The sequence below is a fragment of the Mesorhizobium sp. WSM4847 genome (assembly GCF_055811335.1).
The window spans coordinates 56,059-77,569 of record NZ_JBVVPY010000023.1 but is presented as its reverse complement, the minus strand read 5'-3'; the positions used below and the strand labels follow the sequence as shown (position 1 = coordinate 77,569).

The 21,511-nt window shown below is 64.8% G+C and carries 20 protein-coding genes; 9 read left to right on the top strand and 11 right to left on the bottom strand.

Annotation, left to right across the window (positions count from 1 at the left end; all coding sequences use genetic code 11):
• Nucleotides 1-87: 87 nt before the first annotated feature.
• Entirely contained in the window at nucleotides 88-1,011 is a 924-nt protein-coding gene (locus tag AC0L28_RS27340) for a LysR family transcriptional regulator (protein WP_128170917.1), read from the bottom strand.
• A 93-nt stretch (nucleotides 1,012-1,104) separates the two neighbouring features.
• Here AC0L28_RS27340 and AC0L28_RS27335 point away from each other — a divergent pair, with 93 nt between their 5' ends.
• Nucleotides 1,105-1,935, top strand: coding sequence for an NAD(P)H-dependent oxidoreductase (locus tag AC0L28_RS27335; protein WP_287375659.1), 831 nt, complete (start codon nucleotides 1,105-1,107; stop codon nucleotides 1,933-1,935).
• Nucleotides 1,936-1,984: 49 nt separating this feature from the next.
• Here the strand turns inward: AC0L28_RS27335 and AC0L28_RS27330 are convergent, their stop codons facing one another.
• From AC0L28_RS27330 to AC0L28_RS27320, 3 genes are all read right to left on the bottom strand, one after another.
• The gene (locus AC0L28_RS27330; RefSeq protein ID WP_287260553.1) at nucleotides 1,985-2,710 is read right to left on the bottom strand and encodes a 3-keto-5-aminohexanoate cleavage protein; all 726 of its coding nucleotides are present in this window, start codon (nucleotides 2,708-2,710) and stop codon (nucleotides 1,985-1,987) included.
• Nucleotides 2,711-3,002: 292 nt separating this feature from the next.
• Entirely contained in the window at nucleotides 3,003-4,358 is a 1,356-nt protein-coding gene (locus AC0L28_RS27325; RefSeq protein ID WP_091599375.1) for a sigma-54-dependent transcriptional regulator, read from the bottom strand.
• A 13-nt stretch (nucleotides 4,359-4,371) separates the two neighbouring features.
• Nucleotides 4,372-6,246 carry a sensor histidine kinase gene (locus AC0L28_RS27320; RefSeq protein WP_473481366.1) on the bottom strand — a complete coding sequence of 625 codons (1,875 nt, stop codon included), beginning with the start codon at nucleotides 6,244-6,246 and terminating at the stop codon, nucleotides 4,372-4,374.
• A 225-nt stretch (nucleotides 6,247-6,471) separates the two neighbouring features.
• On the opposite strand from AC0L28_RS27320, the gene AC0L28_RS27315 reads away from it, so the two are divergent.
• The 4 genes from AC0L28_RS27315 to AC0L28_RS27300 all read left to right on the top strand — a co-directional run bounded on the left by AC0L28_RS27315 (nucleotide 6,472) and on the right by AC0L28_RS27300 (nucleotide 10,046).
• Nucleotides 6,472-7,803, top strand: a complete 1,332-nt coding sequence (locus AC0L28_RS27315) for a dicarboxylate/amino acid:cation symporter (protein ID WP_023799173.1) — start codon at nucleotides 6,472-6,474, stop codon at nucleotides 7,801-7,803.
• A 190-nt stretch (nucleotides 7,804-7,993) separates the two neighbouring features.
• Complete coding sequence (locus AC0L28_RS27310) at nucleotides 7,994-8,272, top strand: type II toxin-antitoxin system RelE/ParE family toxin (RefSeq protein WP_473481364.1); 279 nt, start codon at nucleotides 7,994-7,996, stop codon at nucleotides 8,270-8,272.
• Between the two features lie 25 nt (nucleotides 8,273-8,297).
• Complete coding sequence (locus tag AC0L28_RS27305) at nucleotides 8,298-8,606, top strand: HigA family addiction module antitoxin (protein ID WP_023799171.1); 309 nt, start codon at nucleotides 8,298-8,300, stop codon at nucleotides 8,604-8,606.
• A gap of 375 nt (nucleotides 8,607-8,981) precedes the next feature.
• Nucleotides 8,982-10,046 carry a glycosyltransferase family 2 protein gene (locus AC0L28_RS27300; protein WP_023799170.1) on the top strand — a complete coding sequence of 355 codons (1,065 nt, stop codon included), beginning with the start codon at nucleotides 8,982-8,984 and terminating at the stop codon, nucleotides 10,044-10,046.
• A gap of 255 nt (nucleotides 10,047-10,301) precedes the next feature.
• Here the strand turns inward: AC0L28_RS27300 and AC0L28_RS27295 are convergent, their stop codons facing one another.
• From AC0L28_RS27295 to AC0L28_RS27275, 5 genes are all read right to left on the bottom strand, one after another.
• A complete protein-coding gene (locus AC0L28_RS27295) occupies nucleotides 10,302-11,108 on the bottom strand; it encodes an ABC transporter permease (RefSeq protein WP_473481362.1) in 807 nt (268 codons plus the stop codon).
• Nucleotides 11,108-11,941 carry an ABC transporter permease gene (locus AC0L28_RS27290; protein WP_023799168.1) on the bottom strand — a complete coding sequence of 278 codons (834 nt, stop codon included), beginning with the start codon at nucleotides 11,939-11,941 and terminating at the stop codon, nucleotides 11,108-11,110. Before AC0L28_RS27290 ends, AC0L28_RS27295 begins: the two co-directional genes overlap by 1 nt.
• A 23-nt stretch (nucleotides 11,942-11,964) precedes the next feature.
• The gene (locus AC0L28_RS27285) at nucleotides 11,965-13,077 is read right to left on the bottom strand and encodes an ABC transporter substrate-binding protein (RefSeq protein ID WP_128170923.1); all 1,113 of its coding nucleotides are present in this window, start codon (nucleotides 13,075-13,077) and stop codon (nucleotides 11,965-11,967) included.
• Nucleotides 13,078-13,168: 91 nt separating this feature from the next.
• The gene (locus AC0L28_RS27280; RefSeq protein WP_473481360.1) at nucleotides 13,169-14,263 is read right to left on the bottom strand and encodes an ABC transporter ATP-binding protein; all 1,095 of its coding nucleotides are present in this window, start codon (nucleotides 14,261-14,263) and stop codon (nucleotides 13,169-13,171) included.
• Between the two features lie 255 nt (nucleotides 14,264-14,518).
• Entirely contained in the window at nucleotides 14,519-15,403 is an 885-nt protein-coding gene (locus AC0L28_RS27275) for a LysR substrate-binding domain-containing protein (protein ID WP_473481358.1), read from the bottom strand.
• Between the two features lie 77 nt (nucleotides 15,404-15,480).
• On the opposite strand from AC0L28_RS27275, the gene AC0L28_RS27270 reads away from it, so the two are divergent.
• Nucleotides 15,481-17,076, top strand: coding sequence for a zinc-binding metallopeptidase family protein (locus AC0L28_RS27270; RefSeq protein ID WP_473481356.1), 1,596 nt, complete (start codon nucleotides 15,481-15,483; stop codon nucleotides 17,074-17,076).
• Between the two features lie 23 nt (nucleotides 17,077-17,099).
• On the top strand, nucleotides 17,100-18,032 hold the full coding sequence (locus AC0L28_RS27265) for a dimethylarginine dimethylaminohydrolase family protein (protein WP_473481354.1): 933 nt from the start codon (nucleotides 17,100-17,102) through the stop codon (nucleotides 18,030-18,032).
• A gap of 78 nt (nucleotides 18,033-18,110) precedes the next feature.
• Here AC0L28_RS27265 and AC0L28_RS27260 read toward each other — a convergent pair whose 3' ends face one another.
• Complete coding sequence (locus AC0L28_RS27260) at nucleotides 18,111-19,118, bottom strand: ornithine cyclodeaminase family protein (RefSeq protein WP_473481352.1); 1,008 nt, start codon at nucleotides 19,116-19,118, stop codon at nucleotides 18,111-18,113.
• A gap of 161 nt (nucleotides 19,119-19,279) precedes the next feature.
• Here AC0L28_RS27260 and AC0L28_RS27255 point away from each other — a divergent pair, with 161 nt between their 5' ends.
• Nucleotides 19,280-19,741, top strand: a complete 462-nt coding sequence (locus AC0L28_RS27255) for an Lrp/AsnC family transcriptional regulator (RefSeq protein WP_128170484.1) — start codon at nucleotides 19,280-19,282, stop codon at nucleotides 19,739-19,741.
• Between the two features lie 8 nt (nucleotides 19,742-19,749).
• Here AC0L28_RS27255 and AC0L28_RS27250 read toward each other — a convergent pair whose 3' ends face one another.
• Nucleotides 19,750-20,499, bottom strand: coding sequence for an SDR family NAD(P)-dependent oxidoreductase (locus AC0L28_RS27250; RefSeq protein ID WP_473481350.1), 750 nt, complete (start codon nucleotides 20,497-20,499; stop codon nucleotides 19,750-19,752).
• 97 nt (nucleotides 20,500-20,596) lie between these two features.
• Here AC0L28_RS27250 and AC0L28_RS27245 point away from each other — a divergent pair, with 97 nt between their 5' ends.
• Entirely contained in the window at nucleotides 20,597-21,490 is an 894-nt protein-coding gene (locus tag AC0L28_RS27245) for a LysR family transcriptional regulator (RefSeq protein WP_128170482.1), read from the top strand.
• The last annotated feature ends 21 nt before the right edge of the window (nucleotides 21,491-21,511 follow it).

Genomic DNA, 21,511 nt, shown 5'->3' with positions numbered 1-21,511 from the left:
GTTCGGCCGTCTGTCAACAAGGCCGGACGGTGTATCCCGGAAGACGGAGGGTTTTGCCGGTGCCGCAGCCGACCGAGGACACGCCGGCTAACGCGGCTTCCCAATCCCCGGAATGCCGCCGATCCGCTCGGCGAGAAAGTCGACCAGCAGCCGGACCCTGGCAATGCCCGCGCGCTCCGGAACGATCAGCATGCTCAGCGGAATGGGAGGCGGGGCGTAGTCCGGCAGGATCACTTCCAGCCGGCCGGCCGCCAGGAGATCGTCGACAAGCCAGTGATGGGCAGGTGCGATGCCGCGCCCGGCGACGAGCGCTTCGCGCGCTGCAAGCCCATGATCGATCCGAAATCGGCCGCCGAAAGGCACCGCATGGCGTTCGCCGCCCGGCCCCTGCAGGGCGAGCGTGTCGCTTCCTGCGATGTTCGACATCCGGATGCCTTCATGGCCAGGCAGGTCCTGCGGGACAGCCGGTCTGCCCCGCACCGCCAGATAGGCCGGCGACGCCACCAGCAGGCGCCGGGACTGGCCGAGCGCCCGCAGCTTCATCGAGCTGTCGGTGAGCGGACCGAGGCGAAGTGCGATGTCGACTCCCTCCCGCACAAGGTCGATGCGCTCGTCGGTGAGGTTGAGATCGATCCCGATGTCGGGATAGCGGTCCTGAAAGGCGAAGATCAGGCGGCTGACGTGCAAGACCCCGAGCGCCGCCGTGCAGGATATCCGGATCGTGCCGGCCGAAGCGCCGCGGGTGCCCCGTGCCTCATCGCCGGCCTGCTCAACGAGGCGCAGGATCTGGACGGCGTCGGCATAGTAACGGCTGCCTTCATCGGTCATCGTGACACGCCGGGTGGTCCTGCTGAGCAAGGGCACGCCGATAGCCTCCTCGAGCTCGCGCAGATGCCGTGTGACCGTCGACTGCCCAACTCCGAGTTCGCGCGCCACCGCCGAGAGGCTGCCGCGCTCGGCGACGCGAACGAAGGTGCGCATGCGCTCGAGTGTCACGTCAGACCTATCCATTATTCGGCATAATCTTATGCATTGCTCAGATGTAGCGGATAATCCCGGGGCTGGCTACCTTCAGCGTCTATCGTCCTTCTTCGGAGTTGACCCATGAAAGTCCTGCTTGTTTTTGCTCATCCTGAACCGCGTTCGCTCAACGGCGCACTGCGCGACGTCGCCATCAGGGAACTCGAGGCCCAGGGCCACGAGGTGCTGATATCGGACCTCTATGCCGATGGCTGGAAAGCCGAGGTGGACCGTGCCGACTTTCCGTCGTGGCCGCCCGAAGCGCGCTTCCTGCCGGCTGGGGCATCCAAAAAGGCTTTTGCGACCAACACGCTAACCGAAGATGTTAAAGCAGAGATCGACAAGCTGCTGTGGGCCGACACGCTGATCCTCCAGTTCCCGCTGTGGTGGTATGCCATGCCGGCAATCCTCAAGGGCTGGGTCGACCGGGTGTACGCCTACGGCTTCGCCTATGGTGTCGGCGAGCACAGCGACAAGCGGTGGGGTGACCGCTTTGGCGAGGGAACGCTCGCCGGCAAGCGCGCGATGCTGATCGTGACCGCCGGCGGCTGGGAGGAGCATTACTCCGCCCGCGGCGTCAACGGCCCAATCGACGACCTGCTGTTTCCGATCAATCACGGGATCCTTTACTATCCGGGCTATGACGTGCTTCCGCCGTTCGTCGTCTACAGAGTGGATCGTTTTGGGGAGGCCGATTTCGAGCCTGTCGCGGAGCGCCTGCGCGAAAGGATGCGGACGCTCGAGACAACCCGGCCCATTCCTTACCGGCAGCAGAATGGCGGCGACTACCACATCCCGAGCATGCAGCTCCGCTCTGAACTGGGCGACCCGGGCGCCGCAGGGTTCGCGCTTCACCAGGATCGCGCAACCGCGAAATCGGCTACGCCGCGTTCGACTTTGCGGGACGTGGCCTGACGCAGCATCCCGAGAAGATCGGCAAGGCGCCCGAAGCCTACGGGATGAATCAACGACCGGCCCGGAAGATCGCAACCGCAGCAGCCGTCAGTGCGGCATTGCCGGATGCCGTAGTGCCGTCCGGAAGCGCCTTGCCGTCTTCCAGCCCGACGCGCGTCGACCAGTTGCGTTCCGCCGCCCGGTGCACGAACGGCCACACCGTGGCGTCGGCACCGTGCAGCAGGATGGCGCGACGCAGTCCGGCGCGGTCGAGCACGGCGGCGATGCCGTCGCAGGCTTCCAGCGCCGCGTCCAGCGCCTGCTCGGAAATCTCGATCAGGATGCGCAGCACCTGGTTGCCATGGTCGAGGCGGACCAGGCGCTCGGCATCAGCGACGGAGGCGAGCCCGGCCTCGATACCGATGCCGCGCTGCCGCAGGCTTTGCATGACCTCGGGCGCGGCCTTCTCGCTCAGATTGACCGAGGCGTAGTCAGGCAATTCGCTCCAGCCGGCGATCGCGTCAAGTGTGCGCTCGTCGTCGTTCTCGATCCACGCGCCGGTCGACACGCCAATCAGCGTTCCCGGGCAGGCGCGGCGCAGCGCCAACACGGTCCGGTCCATCGTCGCCGGGGCAAGGCTTTCGCGGCCGTCGAGCCCGCGTGCATGGACATGCAGCTCGGCCGCACCGGCGGCCACGCAGGACGCGCCGTCACGCGCCATGGCTTCGGGATCAAGCGGCAGCTGCGGATGGAAATCGGCGCTGCGCGCGCCATTGATGCAGGTCTGGACAATCATGAGAGTGGTCCGGTTGAAGTGGACCAAGTGTAGCGCAGGATGGCGAAAACCGGAATCGGTTCGCGTCAGGAGAGTTGCTGCGGGAGGGACGTTTGCAGACGTTGGCGCTGCCCCTCATCCCCCTGCCGGGACCTTCTCCCCGTAGAACGGGGAGAAGGGGCTGGCTGCAACCTCGGGCGCTCTTTCTGCAACGTTGGTTTTTGGCGAAATCTCGGCGAAGGCTTCTTTCTCCCGGTTCTACGGGGAGAAATGCCTGGCAGGGCAATGAGGGGCAGCGCCGACATTGGCCCCTCTACCTCGAAAACTCGCTGCGCACGATGCCGTGGCGCTGCAGCTTGTCATAAAAGGTCTTGCGCGGAATCCCCAGCGCTTCGATGGTGCGCCTGACGTCGCCCTCGTTGCGGTTAAGCGTCTCGCGGATGATGTCGGCCTCGTAGCGCTCCAGCCGTTCCGGCAGTTTCATGGCGGCATCCGGCTGGGCTGGGGCAGGGGATGCCACTCCGGCGTCTTCCTCCAGTCCAAGCACGAAGCGTTCGGCGAAATGCGCGAGCTCGCGTACATTGCCAGGCCAGTCATGCTCCCTGAGATGGCGGTGCACCGCGGCCGGCACCGCCGGCAGCGGACGCCGGAAGCGGGCGGCGGCGCGCTCGGCGAAGTAGAAGAACAGCAGTGCGACGTCGTCGCGGCGCTCGCGCAGCGGCGGAATGGAGATCGTCACCACGTTGAGCCGGTAATAAAGATCCTCGCGGAAAGCGCCGCGCTGGCGCGGATCGCCGAGATCGACCTTGGCGGCCGCAACGACGCGCAGGTCGACCGGCCGCATTTCGTTGGTGCCAAGCGGGGTGACCTCGCGCATTTCCAGCACGCGCAGCATCTGCACCTGTGTCGAGACCGGCATGCTTTCGATCTCGTCGAGGAACAGCGTGCCGCCGCTGGCATGCTCGATACGGCCGATCCGCTTCTTCTGCGCCCCGGTGAAGGCGCCGGCCTCGTGGCCGAACAATTCGCTCTCGATGACCGTCTCGGGCAGCGTGCCGCAATTCAGCGCGACGAAATTGCCCTTGGCGCGGCGACTCCAGCGATGCAAAAGGCTGGCCACCACTTCCTTGCCGGAACCGGTTTCGCCTGTCACCAGCACGTCGACATCGGTGTCGGCGATCTGGCGCAGCGTGCGGCGCAGCCTTTCCATCGCCGGCGTCTGGCCGATCAGCGGCAGGCCGTCCTGCGCCTCTCCGGCCGCCTCGCGCAAGGCGCGGTTCTCCATCACCAGGCGGCGCTTTTCCGCGGCGCGGCGCACGCTCTGCACCAGCCGGTCGGCGGCGAAGGGTTTTGTGATGAAGTCGTAGGCGCCGTCCTTGATCGCCTTGACGGCAACCGCGATGTCGCCATGCCCGGTGACGAGGATGACCGGGATGTCCGGGTCCAGCCGCAGGATGCGGTTGAAAAGCTGCAAGCCGTCAATCTCAGGCATGCGGATATCCGACACCACCACGCCGGCAAAACCGGTGTCGAGCCTGGCCAGCGCCTCGGCCGCCACCGAAAAAGCCGAGACCGAAAAGCCGGCAAGCTCGAGCGTCTGCGCGGTGGCCTTGAGGAGATCGCTGTCGTCATCGACCAAGATGACCGGCGCTGCGTCGTCGTTCGTCATGCTGCCTTGGCCACTATGCTGCTTTCAAGAGATGGATGGCGAAGCGGGTGCCGCTGCCGTCGCTCGAAACCTCGATGCGTCCGCCGTAGTCGGCGACGATATCCTTCGAGATGACAAGGCCAAGACCGAGGCCTTTTTCCTTGGATGTATTGAACGGCGTGAACAGCGATTTGAGAATCCCTGGCGGAATGCCAGGTCCGTTATCGGACACGCCGACCATCACGCCGTCCGCGGTCTCCTCGACCGAAACCCGCACATGAGCGTCGTTGCGGCCGTCCAGCGCTTCAAGCGCGTTCTGGAAGAGGTTGATCAGCACCTGTTCGAGCCGGACCCGGTTGCCCATGACCTTGAGGCTCGGCGGTGGCAGGTCGATCGCCAGTGCGTCGAGCCGGCCGGCAAAGCGGCTTCTCAACAGCACGACGGCGCCCTCGATGACACCGCGCAATGCGACAGGCTCGGCGGCGGTGCGGCCCTTGCGGGCAAAGGCCTTCAATTCTTCGGTGATGGTGCCGATGCGCTCGGTCAATGCTGCGATGGCGCCGAGGTTTTCCTCGGCGGGCGCGGTCTGCTTCCTGTCGAGGAAGACGCGGGCGTTGTCGGCATAGGCGCGTATGGTGGCAACCGGCTGGTTGATCTCATGGGCGACGCCGGCGGCGACCTGGCCGAGGATGGCGAGGCGGTTGGCCTGGACCAGATCCTGCTGCACCACCTGCAGCTTGGCTTCCGTGCTGCGATGGTCTGATATCTCCGCCTGCAGCCGATCGCGGGCACGGCTCAGATCCTCGGTTCGTTCGACGACGCGGCGCTCGAGTTCGGTGCGCGCCGCCTGTTCGGCGGCGATCCGCATTTGTCCCGACTGCCGGCGCCACAACAGATACGCAGCAAGGCCGAGCAACGGGACCAAGACGCCGAGCGCAAGGAGCCGCATTTCACGGGCCGCGGCGGCGATCGGCGCCTCGGCCGGGACGAGATAGTCGAGCCGCCAGGGGGTCGAAGCAACCGGGGCTGAAAGCCGGAGATATTCCGCGTCGCTGCCGCCGGGCGTCACCGCGTGGACGATGGATGTGTCCGGGCTGAGCGCCTGCGGGCGCGTGATCGGCAACGGCATCAGCGGTGCGTCGCCGAACTGCTGGCTGTTCTGGATGGCGGCACGATCAGACGCGGCAAGCGGCGCCGTCGTCATGAAGCGCCAGGACCGCACGCTGGTGATCAGGACGATACCACGCTCGTCGCTGACATAGGCCGGGCGGTTCACCTCGTGCCAGTCGGCTTCGAGCTGATCGAACTCCGCCTTGACGACGACGACGCCGAGCGGTGCGGCAGCATCGCCGACGCGTCGCGAGATGTAGAGGCCTGGGCGTTTGCTGACATTGCCGAGCGCGAAATATTCGGCGGTTCCGGATTGCATCGCTGCGGAGAAATAGTCGCGGAACCGGTAGTCGTTGCCGACAAAGCTGATCGGGTCGCGCCAGTTGCTGGAGGCGATCGCCAGTCCGTCGCTGCCGATGACATAGAGTACCGAGGCCTTGGTGCCGGAGACCAGCCCTTCAAGCTTGCGATTCAGCACATCGATTGCAGCAGCACTTTTCTGCGCCAGCGCGTCGCGCACCTGCTGGTCTTCCGACAAAAGCAGGGGCAGGGCGCGCGGGCTTTCCAGAACGGCGCGCAATAGCGCGACCTTCAGATTGGCGTCGGTGCGGCCCTGCGCCGTCAGTGTCCCGAGCTCCGTGATGCGGCCATAGAGACCGGCGCCGTAAAGTGCGGCCGTGGCCGTCGCAAGGGCGATTACCGCAAACAGCAGCCAGGCACGGCGCGCTCGCCTGCCGAGTTGCTCGGGCGTCGACGGCAAGGCAGCGGCGGGTCGTTGCAGCATCGCCCATTTGTGCATGATTTCGCACAAAGCACAATTCGACCATGCGAACATCCGCACTTTGTGTGGGCAAAGCCAAAAGCTTGAGTTCGAGGATACCCAACAAAATCAAATCGATAGCCTCTTAAGCGCAGTCTGGCACGGCAGTTGCAAACACGACTTCAGTGGTCGTGAGGCTGCTGGGGGTCAAATGCAAACGCTCCGGGAGGTCGAGCTTTCGATCGGAGCACAATGGAGGACGTCATGCAGACAGCATTCGCTGCCGCCGCGCCGCGCGGCAAACTTCCGTTCTACCGGCATCTCTATGTGCAGGTGCTGGCGGCGATCGCCGCCGGCGTGCTGCTCGGCCACTTCTATCCCGAAATCGGTGAGGCGATGAAGCCGTTCGGCGACGCTTTCATCAAGCTGGTGAAGATGGTGATCGCGCCGGTGATCTTCCTGACGGTGGCGACCGGCATCGCCGGCGTTTCCGACCTGCAGAAGGTGGGCCGCGTCGCCGGCAAGGCGATGATCTACTTCCTGGCATTCTCGACGCTGGCGCTGGTCGTCGGCCTCGTCGTCTCGAACGTCGTCCAGCCGGGCGCCGGCATGCATATCGATCCGGCCACGCTCGATGCCACAAAAGTGGCGACCTACACCGAAAAAGCGCACGACACCAGCATCGTCGGCTTCCTGATGAATATCATCCCCGACACGATCATCGGCGCTTTCGCAAAGGGCGACATCCTGCAGGTGCTGTTCTTTTCGGTGCTGTTCGGGCTCGCTCTTGCGGCGGTCGGCGATCGCGGCCGCCCGGTCGTCGATTTCCTGCAGGCATTGACCACGCCGATCTTCCGCCTCGTCGCCATCCTGATGAAGGCCGCGCCGATCGGCGCTTTCGGCGCCATGGCCTTCACCATCGGCAAATACGGCATCGGCTCGATCGCCAACCTCGCCATGCTGATCGGCACATTCTACCTGACATCGCTGCTGTTCGTGCTGGTGGTGCTGGGCGCGGTCGCCCGCTACAACGGCTTCTCGATCCTGGCGCTGATCCGCTACGTCAAGGAAGAGCTGCTGCTGGTGCTCGGCACCTCGTCCTCGGAAGCGGCACTGCCGGGCCTGATGGCCAAGATGGAGCGCGCCGGCTGCAACCGCTCGGTGGTCGGGCTGGTCGTTCCAACCGGCTATTCCTTCAACCTCGACGGCACCAACATCTACATGACGCTGGCCGCGCTGTTCATCGCCCAGGCGACCGACACGCCGCTCACCCTCGGCGACCAGATCCTGCTGCTCGCCGTCGCCATGCTGAGCTCCAAGGGCGCCGCCGGCATCACCGGCGCCGGCTTCATCACGCTGGCCGCGACGCTCTCGGTCGTGCCCGCAGTGCCGGTCGCCGGCATGGCGCTGATCCTCGGCGTCGACCGCTTCATGTCGGAATGCCGGGCGCTGACCAACTTCATCGGCAATGCGGTGGCGACCGTGGTCGTGGCGCGCTGGGAAGGGGAACTCGACCAGACCAGGCTCGCTGCCGCGATGGCCGGCGACTTGCCTGAGGAAGCCGATCTGTCGCTACCGGGGCTGCAGGCTGCGTGACTGTTCAGGCCTGCCACCATACGGCCCGGAGCCGGTTCGCCGGCTCCGGGAAAGACCACCGGCCTTGTAAGCCGATGGTCGCAGGTCGTCTCCTGCCCGTTGCCGCGCAATAGCGGCTGATAGCAGACCATCCCGTAAATCATTTGCTTACACTCAGTTGACTTGCGTAAGCAATGTGCTTACGTTTTGCATGATCAAATCGTTCAAACACAAGGCGCTGGCGGACCTCTTTCAAACCGGAGGAACCGGAAAGATCGACTCCAAGATGCACAAGCGCATCCTTGTCCGGCTTGACCGTCTGGAAGTCGCGGAAAGGCCGGAAGACATGAACATGCCGGGCTTCGACTTCCACGCTTTGAAAGGTTTCAGCCCGACCCGCTACACGGTGCATGTCAACGGGCCGTGTTGCATCACATTCGAGTTCGACGGCACTGATGTCGCCCGCGTCGATTTCGAACAATACCATTGAGGCGGTCAGATTGGAGAAGTCGGATATGAGCGTGTATGAGCCGATTCGTCCGATGGAGCGCTGCCCAACCCACCCTGGAGCGCTGCTTGACGACATTATCCCGGCAACCGGAAAGACCAAGGTGGAAATCGCCAATCTGCTCGGAATCTCGCGCCAGCAGCTTTACGACATCATCCGCGAGAAGAAGCCGGTGTCGCCGGCCGTCGCCGCCCGCCTTGGGAAGATGTTCGGCGACGGCGCCGCGATCTGGCTCAGGATGCAGGCCGCGTATGATGCCTGGCACGCGGAGCGCGAAGTGGATGTCAGCGCCATTCCAACGCTGCATGCCGCCTGAGACGTAACAGGCTTGTGAGCCTTTGGTCTGGCGTGGGGCTTGCTCCAGCCGCATTTGAAGGCCAGTATCCGCCATGCCTTCAAGGTGCCTGTCCGCTGCGGTCCCGACCTGATCGCGACCCAAGCCTTTCCGTCAGGCTCGGTTGTCGTGTCATCCGAGCCGAACCGTCGGAGCCCTTGCTGCCGTCGACCATGATCTCGGCGGCAGCTCTTGAAGGCAATGGCGGCCTCAGCATGAAGTCGCAAAGCAAGAGACGTGACCCGTCCTGACGAAAGGCACGAGCCTTCTCCCAGGAATTCGTGGGACGCGCTTGAGGAGGAACCAGGCCCGCGCGCGGGTTTGCTGAAACCAAAGCAAGATGCGAGGTCAAATGCGATGCAGTCTGTCCCGAGGATTCCGGTATCTATCATCATTCCGAACTACAATTACGCGCGTTTCCTCAAACGCAGCATCGATAGCGCCCTCGAGCAGGACTACGCGGATGTCGAAGTCATCGTCGTCGATGATGCCTCGCAGGACAATTCCACGACAATCATGAAATCGTATGGGGACAGGATCCTCGCCTGCCCGCGCGCGCAAAATGGCGGGCATGCGGCGGCGTTCAACACCGGGTTCGCGGCAAGCTCGGGCAAGATCGTCCTGTTCCTCGACGCCGACGATTTTCTTTATCCGACCGCCGTTTCCAGGATCGTCGACACCTGGGATGCGGCAACTGCCCAGGTGCAGTCAAGGCTGCATATCGTCGACGAACGACAACGCATCAAGGACGTCTTTCCGCCGCCCGAACTGCCCTTTGACAGCGGTGACGTCATGCCGAAACTCCTGCACAAGGGCCGCTATCAGACGACTGTGACCAGCGGGCTGGCCTTTGATCGCACAACCCTCGAATCGATCATGCCTATACCGGAGGCGGAGTTCCGCCAGGGCGCCGATGGCTACCTTGTAACGCTGGCGCCCATGTACGGACACGTCCAGTCCATCGACGAATGCGTCGGCGCCTACCGGATCCACGGCGCCAACCATTCGGTGTTCGGTGAAAAGCTCGCCGAGCGGGCACGCTGGCGGGTAACCCACGACTTCCGCCGCATGCAGGCGCTGTCGGACCAAGCCTCCGGGATCGGCCTGACCATCGTCCCGTCGGAGGCTGTCCGCCACGATCCGGTCCACTTGGAAGAGCGGCTGGCGTCGCTGTGCGCGGACAGGCGCCGGCACCCCGTGGCCAATGATTCCCGGCTGGCGCTTGGGGCGGCGGGTGTCGTCGCCAGCCTCGAAATGACCGCGTCGCTGCGCCGGCGCGCCGTCCTTGCCGCCTGGTTCCTGTCGGTCGGGGTGCTGCCGCGGAAACTGGCGACGGCGGTGCTGTCGTGGAAGCTCGACGCATCGTCTAGACCGGCATTCCTGAGCCGTCTGTCCAAGACCATTCGCCACGCAATGGGGTAGAAGACCGTCGCCCGAAGCGGAGCGCGTATCCGCTCGACAGTTGGCGGGACAGCGCCTCCCTCTGGCCTGCCGGCCATCTCCCCCACTTGGGGGGAGATCGGCAGCTTCGGCGACGGCTCCTTTCTTCGGCGGTAGTGATTGGCGAAAGCGGAGATGACGGCCAATTTCTCCCCAAGTGGGGGAGATGTCCGGTAGGACAGAGGGGGGCGCGAAGGATTGCCCACCTTTGACTTGATCTGTTTTCCGCTTCGCGCCTCACTGCCCCGCGCGCAGCCTGACCACGGCACTGCGCGCCGCCAGCACCAGCACCGTGATGATGATCAGGATCACCGAGAGGGCGGCGATCGCCGGGTCGATGTTGTCGCGCAGGCCCATCCACATCAGCCTGGGCAGCGTGATCGCGTTGACCGAGGTGATGAACAGGGTGACGCCGATCTCTTCCCAGGACAGCACGAAGGACAGCAGGGCGGCAGTGACGATGCCGAATTTGATGTTGGGCATGATGATGCGGGTGGCGCGTTCCCACACGGTGGCGCCGAGACCGCGCGCGGCAAGGTCGATGCGCCGGTCGAGCTGGCTGAGCGACACCAGGATCAGCACCGTGGCGAAGGGCACCGTCATCACCGCATGCGCCATGGCGACACCGAGCCAGGTGTCGTAGCCGAAGAACGAAGAGACGCCGGAGATCGAGGTCAGCAGGAAGTAGAGCGTGATCGCCGAGACCACCGGCGGCACCACAATCGGCAGCAGCACGAAGCCGACCAGCGCGGCGGTGAAGCGCGGCTGGAACATCCACACACCGAGGCTGAAGCACAGGGCCAGCACGGTGGAAAAGGCGCTGCTGACGACGCCGATCCTGATCGAGAGCAGGATCGAATTGATCCAGCGCGGATCCTCGATCAGCGCCCGGTAGTGGCGCAGCGACAATTCGCCGGACGGCATCGCCAGCATGCGGGTCGGCGTCAGCGACACCGGGATGACGGCGAGCAGCGGCAACAGCAGGAACAGCGCCACCAGTGCAGCGAGGATCAGCGAGACGGGGCCGGGGCGGTAGGTCGGCATCAGATCAGCTGCTTCGGTCTGACATAGCGGAACAGCAGCGCCATCAGCGTACCGACGAACAGCACCAGCACGACGCTGATCGCCGCCCCCAGCCCCCAATCCGGGCTCTGGAAGATGCGCAGATAGATCAGCTCGGCGACCATCACGCTGCGGCCGCCGCCAAGGATCGCCGGCGTCACGAAGAAGCCGAGCGAAAACACGAAGACGATGAGCGCCGAGCCGATGATGCCGGAGCGGGTCATCGGCACGAACACCGACCAGAAGGTGCGCATGCGGCTGGAGCCGAGCCCGCGCGCCGCCAGCAGCACGCGGTCGTCGAGGCTGCGCATCGAAGACGCCAGCGGGAACACGGCGAAGGGAATGAGGAAATGCGTCATGCCGACGATGACGCCGAATTCGTTGCGCACCAGCGTCAGCGGTTCCGAGATGAAGCCGATCGCTTGCAGCCAGGTGTTGAACAGGCCGCGATTGGAAAGCAGCGCCACCCAGCCGAAGGCGCGCGTCAGCACCGAGATCCAGAACGGCACCAGGATGCAGAACTCGGCGATCACCCGCTGCGCCGGCGTGCCGCGCACCCACACCACGGTGATGGCGTAGGCGGCGGCAACCGAAACGATCGTGACGATCGCAGCGATGCGCAGCGTGCGGACAAACACCGACTGCACCAGCGGGTCGCTAAGCAGTGTGCCATATTGCCCGAGCCCCGGCTCGGGCAGGGTGAAGCTCCAGTTGACGACGCCGAAGAATGGCCAGGCATAGGCGGCGCCAAGGAACAGCAGCAGCGGCGCCATCAACAGCGCCGCGCCCATCCTGTCGGAGAGATATGCTTTCATCTCGGCCCGGTTATCCCGGTCTATCAGGCGGAGATGATCTTCGTGTATTCGTCGAGTGCGGCCCCGTAGTTCTTGGCGTACCACTCCATGTCGAGCGGGATCTGCTTCTTCATGTTTTCGGGGTCGACCGGGTTGATGCGCTTCTTGTCGGCGGGGATCAGCGCGTCGGTGGCCGGATTGGCCGGGCCCTGGCCGAGCTTGTCGAACATGATCAGCTGCTTTTGCGGATCCTGGGCGCTGGCGATAAACTTCATCGCTGCGTCCTTGCCGCCGGGATTGCCCTTGAGCACGGCGAGCGCGCCGGGCGAGATCAGGCCCTGGTCCCAGATGAACTTGATCTTGCCGCCGGAATCCTGCTCGATCAGCGAGGCTCGGGTCGACCAGACGATCGCCATCGAAGCCTCGCCGTCGAGCAGCACGCTCTGGCTCTCGGCGCCGCCGCCCCAATAGGCAACGACATTCTCCTTGAAGGCGGCGATCTTGTCGTGCGCGCGCTTGAGATCGAGCGGGTAGAGCGAGGCCGGCGCGATGCCGTCGGCGAGCAGTGCCGCTTCCCAGCTCGATACGCCCCATTTGTAGAGCGAGCGCTTGCCGGGGAATTTCGTCACGTCGAAGAAGTCGGCCATGCCGGTCGGTGCCTGGCTGCCGAATTTCTCGGAATCGTAGGCGATGACATAGGAGAAGAAATAGGTCGAGGCGGCGTGCTCCCAGCCGAAGCCAGGCCGCATCTTGTTCTTGTCGACGATCGAATAGTCGATCGGCTCGAGCATGCCCTGCGCGCCGAGTGTGATCGCCGAGAACGGGTCGACGTCGACCAGGTCCCAGGTCGGGGCGCCGCTCTTGAATTGTGCGGCGATCGCACCCTCGGTCGGACCGGAGCCGTCCATCTTGACGGTGATGCCGGTCTCCTTGGTGAAGGCCTGGCCATAGGCCGCGTCATAGGCGGTGATGGCGTCACCACCCCAGTTGACCAGCACCAGTTCCTTGGCTTGCGCGAAGGCGCCGGTCGAGCGCAGCAGCATCGGCGTGCCGGCCAGCACGAGCGCAGCCAGCTGCGTGAACTGCCGGCGCGAGATCTCGCCGCGCACCGCCCTGGCAGACAGTGTCTCGATGGCGTGTTTCCTGGTTTCGCTCATCTCTGAATTGTTTGTCATGTCAGTTCCCCTTTTTGTCGTTGATATTTCCCGAAAGCCGGCCTGGCGAATTTCAGCTTCGCCACGCCGATCGTCATTGTCCTCCGTCCGGAAGGAGGAAACCTTTTTCCGCAGGCCATGTCAGCCATACGGAATTGCCCTTGCTGAGTGCCGAAGCGGCGACCTCGTTCGGCACCGAGACCGTCACCTTGGCACCTTGGCGCGTCGTGAGATCGAGCCGCGTCGCAGCGCCGAGATAGGTCGAGGCGACCGCAGTCGCGGCGATGCCGTTCTCGCCGGCTGTCGCTTCGGGGGCGATCGACATGTATTCGGGCCGGATCGCCAGGATGGCGTTGCTGCCGACGGCGCTTGCATTGCCGCGCAGGGTGATGGTGCGGTCTTCGCACAGGCCGGTGGCGCCGTTGTCGGCGTTGCGAACGCCCTTCAGCGGCAGCATGTTGATCTCGCCGAGGAACTCGGCGACGAAGCGGTTGGCCGGCCGGTCGTAGACCTCGTCAGGCGCCCCGACCTGCAGTAACTTGCCGTGGTTGAAGATGGCGACGCGCGACGACAGCGCCAGCGCCTCGCTCTGGTCATGGGTGACGAAGACGAAGGTGGTGCCGGTTTCCTGGTGCAGCCGCTTCATCTCGGCCTGCATCTGGCCGCGCAGGCCCTTGTCGAGCGCCGAGAACGGCTCGTCGAGCAAAAGCACACCCGGCTCGAACACCAGCGCGCGGGCCAGCGCCACGCGCTGCTGCTGGCCGCCGGACAATTGCGACGGCAGTTTCTTCTCGTGGGCCTTCAGCCCGACGCGCTCGACCATCTCACCGACGCGACGCTTGATCTCGGCCGCCGACTTCTTGCGCACCTTGAGCGGGAAGGCGATGTTGGCCTCGACGCTCATGTGCGGGAACAGGGCATAGCCCTGGAACACCATGCCGGCAGCGCGCTGCTCGGCCGGCCGCTCGGTGATATCGACGCCGTCGCTGTAAAGGCGGCCGTCGGTCGGCTGCACGAAACCGGCAAGGATCATCAGGAAGGTGGTCTTGCCCGAACCCGACGGCCCGAGCAGGGTCAGGAACTCACCGCGGCCGATATCGAGCGTCAGATCGTCCAGCGCACGGAACGAGCCGAAGCTCTTGCCGATCCCGATTGCCTTGATCTCTGCGGCACGGCCGGGTTGCTGCATCCTGCCTTGTCCTCAATGTGATTGAAATCGTAGGCAGGCCCGCGGCTCACCGCAACCGAATAGTTTTCGCCGCATCGGCAAATTTGATTCATCTGTGGCGCCAATCTCCCCCCCTCGAGGGGGAGATGGCCGCAAAGCGGCCAGAGGGGGTCGGTCCGACTGGGCTCGGCCTGCTGCTGCAGATGGAGGCTGGGGCTTCACGCGCGGCGACCCCCTCTGTCGCCTTCGGCGACATCTCCCCCTCGAGGGGGGAGATTAGCTAATCTCCGACAGTTTCGACCTCAGCCAACTCCCGAACGCCTCCAGCACCGGATGCGCCGCCTTGGCATGTTCGGAAACGAGAAAATACGAGCGTGGCGAACTGATTGCGATGTCGAAGGGGCGCACCAGCCGGCCTTCGCTCAGCGCCCGGCGGCTGGTGAGTTCGTCGCCCATGGCGATGCCCTGGCCGGCGATGGCGGCCGAAAAAACCAGGTTCATGTCGGAAAAGAAGATGCCGCCCTCGGTGTCGGGATTCTCGACCTTCGACAGCGCCAGCCAGCGCGCCCAGTCCTCGGTGTCGCCGAGATGCAGGAGATTGGCGCGCAGCACGTCGGCCGGCCTGGAAAACCCGCCGATCTTGTTGAGCAGTGTCGGACTGCACAGCGGCGTGAACGAGATCTCGCACAACAGCTCGACCGCCCGGTTCGGCCAGTTGCCGACGCCGAAGGCGATGAAGGCGTCGGCGTCGGCATTGCTGACGTCGTCCAGCCGCCGCGGCGTCAGGATGCGCAGCGCGACATCGGGGTACATCTGCCGGAATTCGCCGATGTGCGTGCACAGGAACAGCGAGGCGAAGCCCGGCGTGCAGCTGACGCTGAACGAGCCGCCGACGCCGGTGCCGGCATGGCGCGTTACCGCATCGCCGAGCACCGTCAGCGCCTTGCGTACGTCGCTGGCGTAACGCTGGCCGCGCGGCGTCAGCGCCACGCCCTTGCCGATGCGCTCGAGCAGGTCGAAGCCGAGATCGCGTTCGAGCAGCCGCAATTGATGACTGACCGCGCTGCGGGTCAGATGCAGTTCGTCGGCGGCGCGCCAGACGCTGCCGTGGCGGGCGAAACTGTCGAGGGCGCGTAGCGCCTGAGTCGAGGGAATTCTCAAGAGGTGAACCGAATTTGCATGAGCCGGGAAAACATATCACTTTTTGGCGACGCGCTTCACTGCTTTCTTCTCATCCCATGGAGGAACCGGTGATCACCTCTGCCCAAGCAACCGCGCTTGCCTGTCTGGACGACATCCAGCCGTTGCTGTCGGCATGGACGCGGACGATCTTCGATTTCGGCGAGACCGCCTGGCGCGAATACCGGTCGGCCGCCTGGTATGTCGAGCGTCTGAAGCACGAGGGCTTTTCGGTCGAGGAAGGTTCCGGCGGGATGCCGACCGCCTTTTGCGCCCACTGGACCAACGGCGCTGGGCCGACGATCGGCATGTATGCCGAGTATGACGCGGTGCCGGGCAATTGCCAGGACGCGGCGACCGTCGAGCGACCGCGCCCGGGGCTCGGCGCTGAGGCCGGCGGCCACACCGATCCGCATTCCGGTCTCGGCGTTGCCAGCATGGGCGGGCTTTTGGCGACCAAGGCGGCGATGCAGCGCCACGGCATATCGGGCACGCTGCGCTTCACCGGCGAGCCGGCGGAGAAGGTGCGGGGGTCGAAGCCGATCCATGCGGCAAAGGGCTACTATGATGGCCTTGCTGGCATGATCTCCTTCCATCCTTTCTACATGCTGCCGCTCTGCAACACGGCGCGCTGGGACACGCATTGCGGCGCGGCCTATGCGATGATCTATCGCTTTGTCTGCGACAAACCCGAAAATTGGGTTCGCGCAAGCGATGGAGCGCCGATTCCGCAGGCGCATTCGGCGGTCAGGGCGCCCGGCGCCAACGACGCACTTGTCATGATGTACATGGCGTCCAAGGCGCTGCGCGATTCCATGCTGCCGCATCAGGGCGGCTGGTCGATCAGCGAGGCGATCCTGACCGCGGGGCAGGCGACCGCTGACAATCTGCCGGCGGGTCTGGCCGAGATCCAGTACATGATCCGCGTGCCGACGCTTGCCATGGCCGAGCAGGTCACCGCCGTGCTCGACCGCAACGCGGAGGCCGCCGCGAAGATGAGCGGCTGCCGCCATGAGCGGCACTGGGTGTCGAAGTCGCGGCCGGGGCTTGCCAACCATGCCATGGCGGGTATTGCCTACGACGCGCTGTCGACGGTCGGGGCGCCGCGCTGGGACGAGGCGGCCAAGGCGATTGCCCGCGAAATCCAGGTCAATGCCGGCGGCGCGGCGAGCGGCGAGCCGTTCATCGCCGAGTTGGAGCAGCTGATTGCGCCTGACGAGGCGGAGGCGTTGCTGCGCCGCGACTTGCCGCCGTCGCAGCTCAATTCCACCTCCGACGATTACACCGACATGTCGTGGCAGACGCCGACGGCGCGGTTCTATGTCGCCCGGCCGGCGCTGCGTTCGCAAAACGGCCAGGCGTATCCGTCCTGGGCGATGAATGCGCTGGGCGGCATTTCTGCGACGATCGATCCGATGGTTGCCTGCGCATCGAAGACGATTGCGATGGCAGCCCTTCGCCTGCTGGAAGACAAGGCGGCCCGCGATGCGGCGATGGACGAATTCGTCGCCCGCACCGGCGGCGGCATTGGTGGCAGCACTTGGCTGGCGCCGCTTTGCGACTACGAACCGCCGATCCATTTCCGCTGGCCGGAATATGTCACCACCCCGCGCGGACGGGACTGGTGGATACCAAGCAAACCGCAAGCCGCGTGATCACTCGAAGCCAGGAGAATGCCATGACCGTTCATGACCGCATCGTAGCAGAACCGTTTTCACTGCAGCGCCGCAATCCGGCCGGCGGCACCAAGCCGCTGACCGCCTGGGGCTTTGCCAACGAGACCGATGTCCTGACCGATGTGCTGCTCGGCTCGCCTAATTTCCTGCGCCACCTCTCGACCAGCTCGTTGTCGCGCAAACATCTGCGCGAGGCGCCGTGCAACGTCCAGATCGCGCAGGCGCAGCACAAGGACCTGGTTGCCGCTTATGAGCATTTCGGCGTCAACATCCACTGGCACGAGCCGACGTCGGAGCTGCCGATGCAGGTCTATTCGCGCGATTCCAGCGTCATGACGCCGTATGGCGCCATCATCACCGCGATGTCACAATGGTGGCGGCGCGGCGAGAACTATGCGGCGATCCGCACCTATGAGAAGCTCGGCATCCCGATCTACGACATGGTCACCGCGGGCACTTTCGAGGGCGGCGACTTCAACGTCATCGAGGACGGCGTGGTGCTGATCGGCTGTGGCGGCGCCCGCACCCAGGAGGAGGGCGCGCGCCAGGTCCAGGCCTGGTTCGACAAGGAGGGCTGGGAAACCCGCATCGCCTTCATCGACGAATATTATGTCCATATCGATCTGATGGTGGTGCCGATCGCCGAGAAACTGACCGCCGTCTGCCTCGCCTGCACCGAGCCGGGCATCGTCGACTGGTTGAAGGGCAAGGGCCACGAGATCATCGACGTGCCGTTCCAGGACACGATGGCGCTCGGCTGCAACTTCATGTCGCTGGGCAAGGACCGGGTGATCGCGCCGACCTCGAGCCAGACGCTGATCGGCCAGCTCAAGGCGCGCGGCTTCGAGGTCGCGGCGGTCGACATGAGCGAGATCTCGAAGACCGGCGGCGGCATTCACTGCATGGCGCAGGCGCTGAAGCGCGAGCCGGCCTGAGGGACCGCCCTTTAGCCCGGCCGCTTCCGCGAAAGCGCCATTGTCAGCAACGTCGATCCCGCCTGGCTCGCGGCACGCCTACAGCACGATGAGCTTTCCCTTGTGCAGACGCTTGGCGCAACGATAGGCGAGATCGGCGGCGACCATGTCTTCCATGGCAATGCCCATCGCCTTGTAGGTGGTGATCTGTTGATCCGAAACGCGGCCCGGCGCGCGGTCGAGCAGCATGGCGCCAAGCTCGGTGCCGAAATCCGGGTCGAAGCCGGCAAGCTCGCAAGAACCGACCGGGGTCGGTTCGAACGCATCCCTGGTCTCGACAAAAAGACTGGATTTGCCGATGAGCTCGATCGGCATTTCACCGCCGGGTGGTGCCACCCCGACCGACGAGACGTGCGTGCCCGGCCGAACCCAGTCTGCCTCGATCACCGGCTCGTAGGAATGCGTCGCCAGGCACACCACGTCGGAACTGCGCACTGCCGCCTCGAGGTCGGCGACCGCCACCACCGACGGATGCAGCCGGGCAAGCGCTGCCGCATCGTCGAAGCTCTTCGAAGCGATCCGGATTTCGGCAAAGTCGCGCACCAGCGGCAACAGATGCAGGTGCTGGTTGGCCTGCACGCCGGCGCCGACCACTGTCGCTATCCTGGCGTCCCGGCGCGCGAGCGCGCGCACCGACAGAACGGCGGAGCCGGAGGTTCGCACCGCGGTTATGAAGGTGCCGTCCATGATGCAGACCGGCAGGCCGGACAGCGGATCGAACAGGCTGATGGTGGCGAGGTGGCTGGGCAGGGTCTTGGCCAAATTGCCTTCGAAGACGTTGACGATCTTGACGGTCAAGTTCATGCCCTCCATCCAGGCCGGCATGGCGAGGCTGTAGCCGGCCCCGGGGATATCGAGCTGTGGTCGGGGTGGATTGACGACCTTGCCTTGTGACAGCGCCTTGAAGCCGTCTTCCAAAACATCGAGAAGCTGGCTGAGATCGATGCACGCCATCACGTCGACTTCGCTCAGCACCAGGATCTCGGTCGCTCCCTTGCTGATTTCCGCCGCACTCCTGCCGGCTGGGCTGAACGCTTCCTTGGTCATCTTGCACTCCTTTTGTTTGTCGAAATCGGCTCACCACGTTTGCTTTGAGTGGGTGAGGGAAGCGCAGGCTATTGCGAGGTTTTATGTGATGAAATACGTTGATTTTGACATCTCTGCGTGAAATCGGCACACAAATCCCTGAGATAGAGTGGATTGTGAAAATGGACGACCTCGACCAGATAGACCGCAGCCTGCTCCGGCTGCTGCAGGAAGACGGGCGCCGGACGACGCTTGATCTTGCCGGGCGTATCGGGCTGTCGCCGACCGGAACGAGCCAGCGGGTGAAGCGCCTTTTCCGCGACGGGTTCATCACCGCGGTTAGGGCCATGCTTGATCCGCGCAAGGTCGGCCGGGGAACGCTGGTGTTCATCGAGGTCCGGCTTGACCACACGGCGCCGCATGTCTTTGACCGCTTCGCCGAAGCCGTGGCGAAAGCTCCGGAGGTTCTGGAGTGCCATATGGTGGTTGGCGGTTTCGATTATCTGGTCAAGGCGCGGATCGCTGATATGGCGGTGTTCCAGGATTTCCTGCAGCGAGTCATCCTGCCTCTGCCCGGCGTGCGCGAAACGCACACTTTCGCCTCCATCGCCGACGTCAAGCCGAACGCCCTCTTGCCGGTGTGATCAGATGCCTACCGCCAACCCCCCGAGGCGGTAATGCGTTCGCCGGTCAGCCAGGACGCCTCGTCGGAGGCGAGGAACACCGCGATGCGGGCAATGTCGTCGGGCTGGCCGAAGCGGCCGAGCGGGGTCATGGCGATGACCTGCTTCTCGAACTCGCTGCCGACGATGCCGATCCGCTGCAGGCCTTCGGTGTCGACGCCGCCGGGCGCGATGGCGTTGACGCGGATGTTGCGGGCGCCCAGTTCTCTCGACATGGAGAGCGTGATCGAATCCACTGCCCCCTTGGTGGCGGCGTAGACCAGCGAGTTCGGCTGCGGGTTGAGGCTGGCGACCGAGCTTATGTTGATGACGCTGCCGCCTCCGGCGCCGAAATGGTTCACCGCTTCCCGGATGGTCAGGATGGTGCCCAGCACATTGGTGTCGAACTCACGGTGGAATTCGGCCTCAGTCACCGCTTCCAGCGGCTCGAATGCGAAGACGCCGGCGTTGTTAACCAGGATGTCCACCGCGCCGAACGACGATTTGGCGGCCTCGAACAGGCGGCGCACGTCGGCCGCTTGCGACACGTCGCCGTGGACGGCAACGGCCCGGCCGCCTGCGTCCTTGATCTCGGCAACGACGCGGTCCGCACCTTCCCGGGACGATGCATAGTTGACGACCACCGCGGCACCGGCCGCCGCAAGACCCTTTGCGATGCCGGCGCCGATACCCTTGGAGGCGCCGGTGACGATGGCGACCTTACCGTTCAGCTTGCTCATCAAATCTCTCTTTTGTCGATGATGAGCGGTATTTAATAGTGATCGGATAGCGTATTAGGATTACCTCGATCGGTTCTTTCGTGCCTGGAATTCTTGAATGACCACCATCCTCGAAAAGACCGCCGGTCTCGTCGCCTTCGTGCGCACGGTCGATGCCGGCTCGTTCCATGCCGCCAGCCGGCTGGTCGGCTCCAGCCCGTCGGCGGTGTCGAAGAGCGTGGCGCGGCTCGAGCGGCGGCTGGGCGTGCGGCTGATCCAGCGCTCGACGCGCCGGCTGGCACTGACCAGCGAAGGCCTCGCCTATTACGAGCGGGTCGCGCCTTTGCTCAGAGCGCTGGACGATGCCGAGGACATCGTCCAGATGGCGGATACCGCGCGCGGCCTGCTGCGCGTCACGGCATCCGTCGAACTCGGGCGCGGCCTGATTGCCTCATGGGCACAAGCATTCCTGGCGCAGCACGGCGAACTGAAACTCGAGCTCAGCGTCACCGACCGTCACGCCGACCTGATCCGCGAAGGTTATGATGTAGCGGTGCGCATGGGGACGCTGTCGGACACCGGGCTCCCCGCGCGCAAAATCGCCAATCTGCCGATCGTGCTGGTGGCCTCGCCGGCCTATGTCGAACGGCGCGGCCGGCCGGCATCGGTCGAGGCGTTGCAGAGCCACGACTCCGTCCGCTATCAGATGGCCGGGCGGCCTTATCCGGTCACCTTCGCCGACGGCGCGGTGATCGTGCCGAACGGGCGGCTCGATACGGACGACGGCGGCGCCATCCGGCAAGCGGCGCTGGCCGGAGCCGGCATCGCGCATCTGATGCAGTTTGCCGTGCAGGACGATCTCGACACCGGCCGTCTGGTCCGCATTCTGCCCGAGGTGGCGATGCCGACTATGCCGGTGCACATCGTCCATGCGTATGGGCGACAGCTACCGGTCCGCGCCCGGCTGTTCGTCGAGTTCCTGGCGGGCCGGATGGCGGCGCTGACGCGATAGGGCGGGAGCTCCGTGGCAAAG

Coding starts and splice junctions, on each gene's coding strand:
- AC0L28_RS27340 (WP_128170917.1), bottom strand. CDS start 1,011: ATGGATAGGTCTGACGTGACACTCGAGCGCATGCGCACCTTCGTTCGC.
- AC0L28_RS27335 (WP_287375659.1), top strand. CDS start 1,105: ATGAAAGTCCTGCTTGTTTTTGCTCATCCTGAACCGCGTTCGCTCAAC.
- AC0L28_RS27330 (WP_287260553.1), bottom strand. CDS start 2,710: ATGATTGTCCAGACCTGCATCAATGGCGCGCGCAGCGCCGATTTCCAT.
- AC0L28_RS27325 (WP_091599375.1), bottom strand. CDS start 4,358: ATGACGAACGACGACGCAGCGCCGGTCATCTTGGTCGATGACGACAGC.
- AC0L28_RS27320 (WP_473481366.1), bottom strand. CDS start 6,246: ATGCACAAATGGGCGATGCTGCAACGACCCGCCGCTGCCTTGCCGTCG.
- AC0L28_RS27315 (WP_023799173.1), top strand. CDS start 6,472: ATGCAGACAGCATTCGCTGCCGCCGCGCCGCGCGGCAAACTTCCGTTC.
- AC0L28_RS27310 (WP_473481364.1), top strand. CDS start 7,994: ATGATCAAATCGTTCAAACACAAGGCGCTGGCGGACCTCTTTCAAACC.
- AC0L28_RS27305 (WP_023799171.1), top strand. CDS start 8,298: ATGAGCGTGTATGAGCCGATTCGTCCGATGGAGCGCTGCCCAACCCAC.
- AC0L28_RS27300 (WP_023799170.1), top strand. CDS start 8,982: ATGCAGTCTGTCCCGAGGATTCCGGTATCTATCATCATTCCGAACTAC.
- AC0L28_RS27295 (WP_473481362.1), bottom strand. CDS start 11,108: ATGCCGACCTACCGCCCCGGCCCCGTCTCGCTGATCCTCGCTGCACTG.
- AC0L28_RS27290 (WP_023799168.1), bottom strand. CDS start 11,941: ATGAAAGCATATCTCTCCGACAGGATGGGCGCGGCGCTGTTGATGGCG.
- AC0L28_RS27285 (WP_128170923.1), bottom strand. CDS start 13,077: ATGAGCGAAACCAGGAAACACGCCATCGAGACACTGTCTGCCAGGGCG.
- AC0L28_RS27280 (WP_473481360.1), bottom strand. CDS start 14,263: ATGCAGCAACCCGGCCGTGCCGCAGAGATCAAGGCAATCGGGATCGGC.
- AC0L28_RS27270 (WP_473481356.1), top strand. CDS start 15,481: ATGGAGGAACCGGTGATCACCTCTGCCCAAGCAACCGCGCTTGCCTGT.
- AC0L28_RS27265 (WP_473481354.1), top strand. CDS start 17,100: ATGACCGTTCATGACCGCATCGTAGCAGAACCGTTTTCACTGCAGCGC.
- AC0L28_RS27260 (WP_473481352.1), bottom strand. CDS start 19,118: ATGACCAAGGAAGCGTTCAGCCCAGCCGGCAGGAGTGCGGCGGAAATC.
- AC0L28_RS27255 (WP_128170484.1), top strand. CDS start 19,280: ATGGACGACCTCGACCAGATAGACCGCAGCCTGCTCCGGCTGCTGCAG.
- AC0L28_RS27250 (WP_473481350.1), bottom strand. CDS start 20,499: ATGAGCAAGCTGAACGGTAAGGTCGCCATCGTCACCGGCGCCTCCAAG.
- AC0L28_RS27245 (WP_128170482.1), top strand. CDS start 20,597: ATGACCACCATCCTCGAAAAGACCGCCGGTCTCGTCGCCTTCGTGCGC.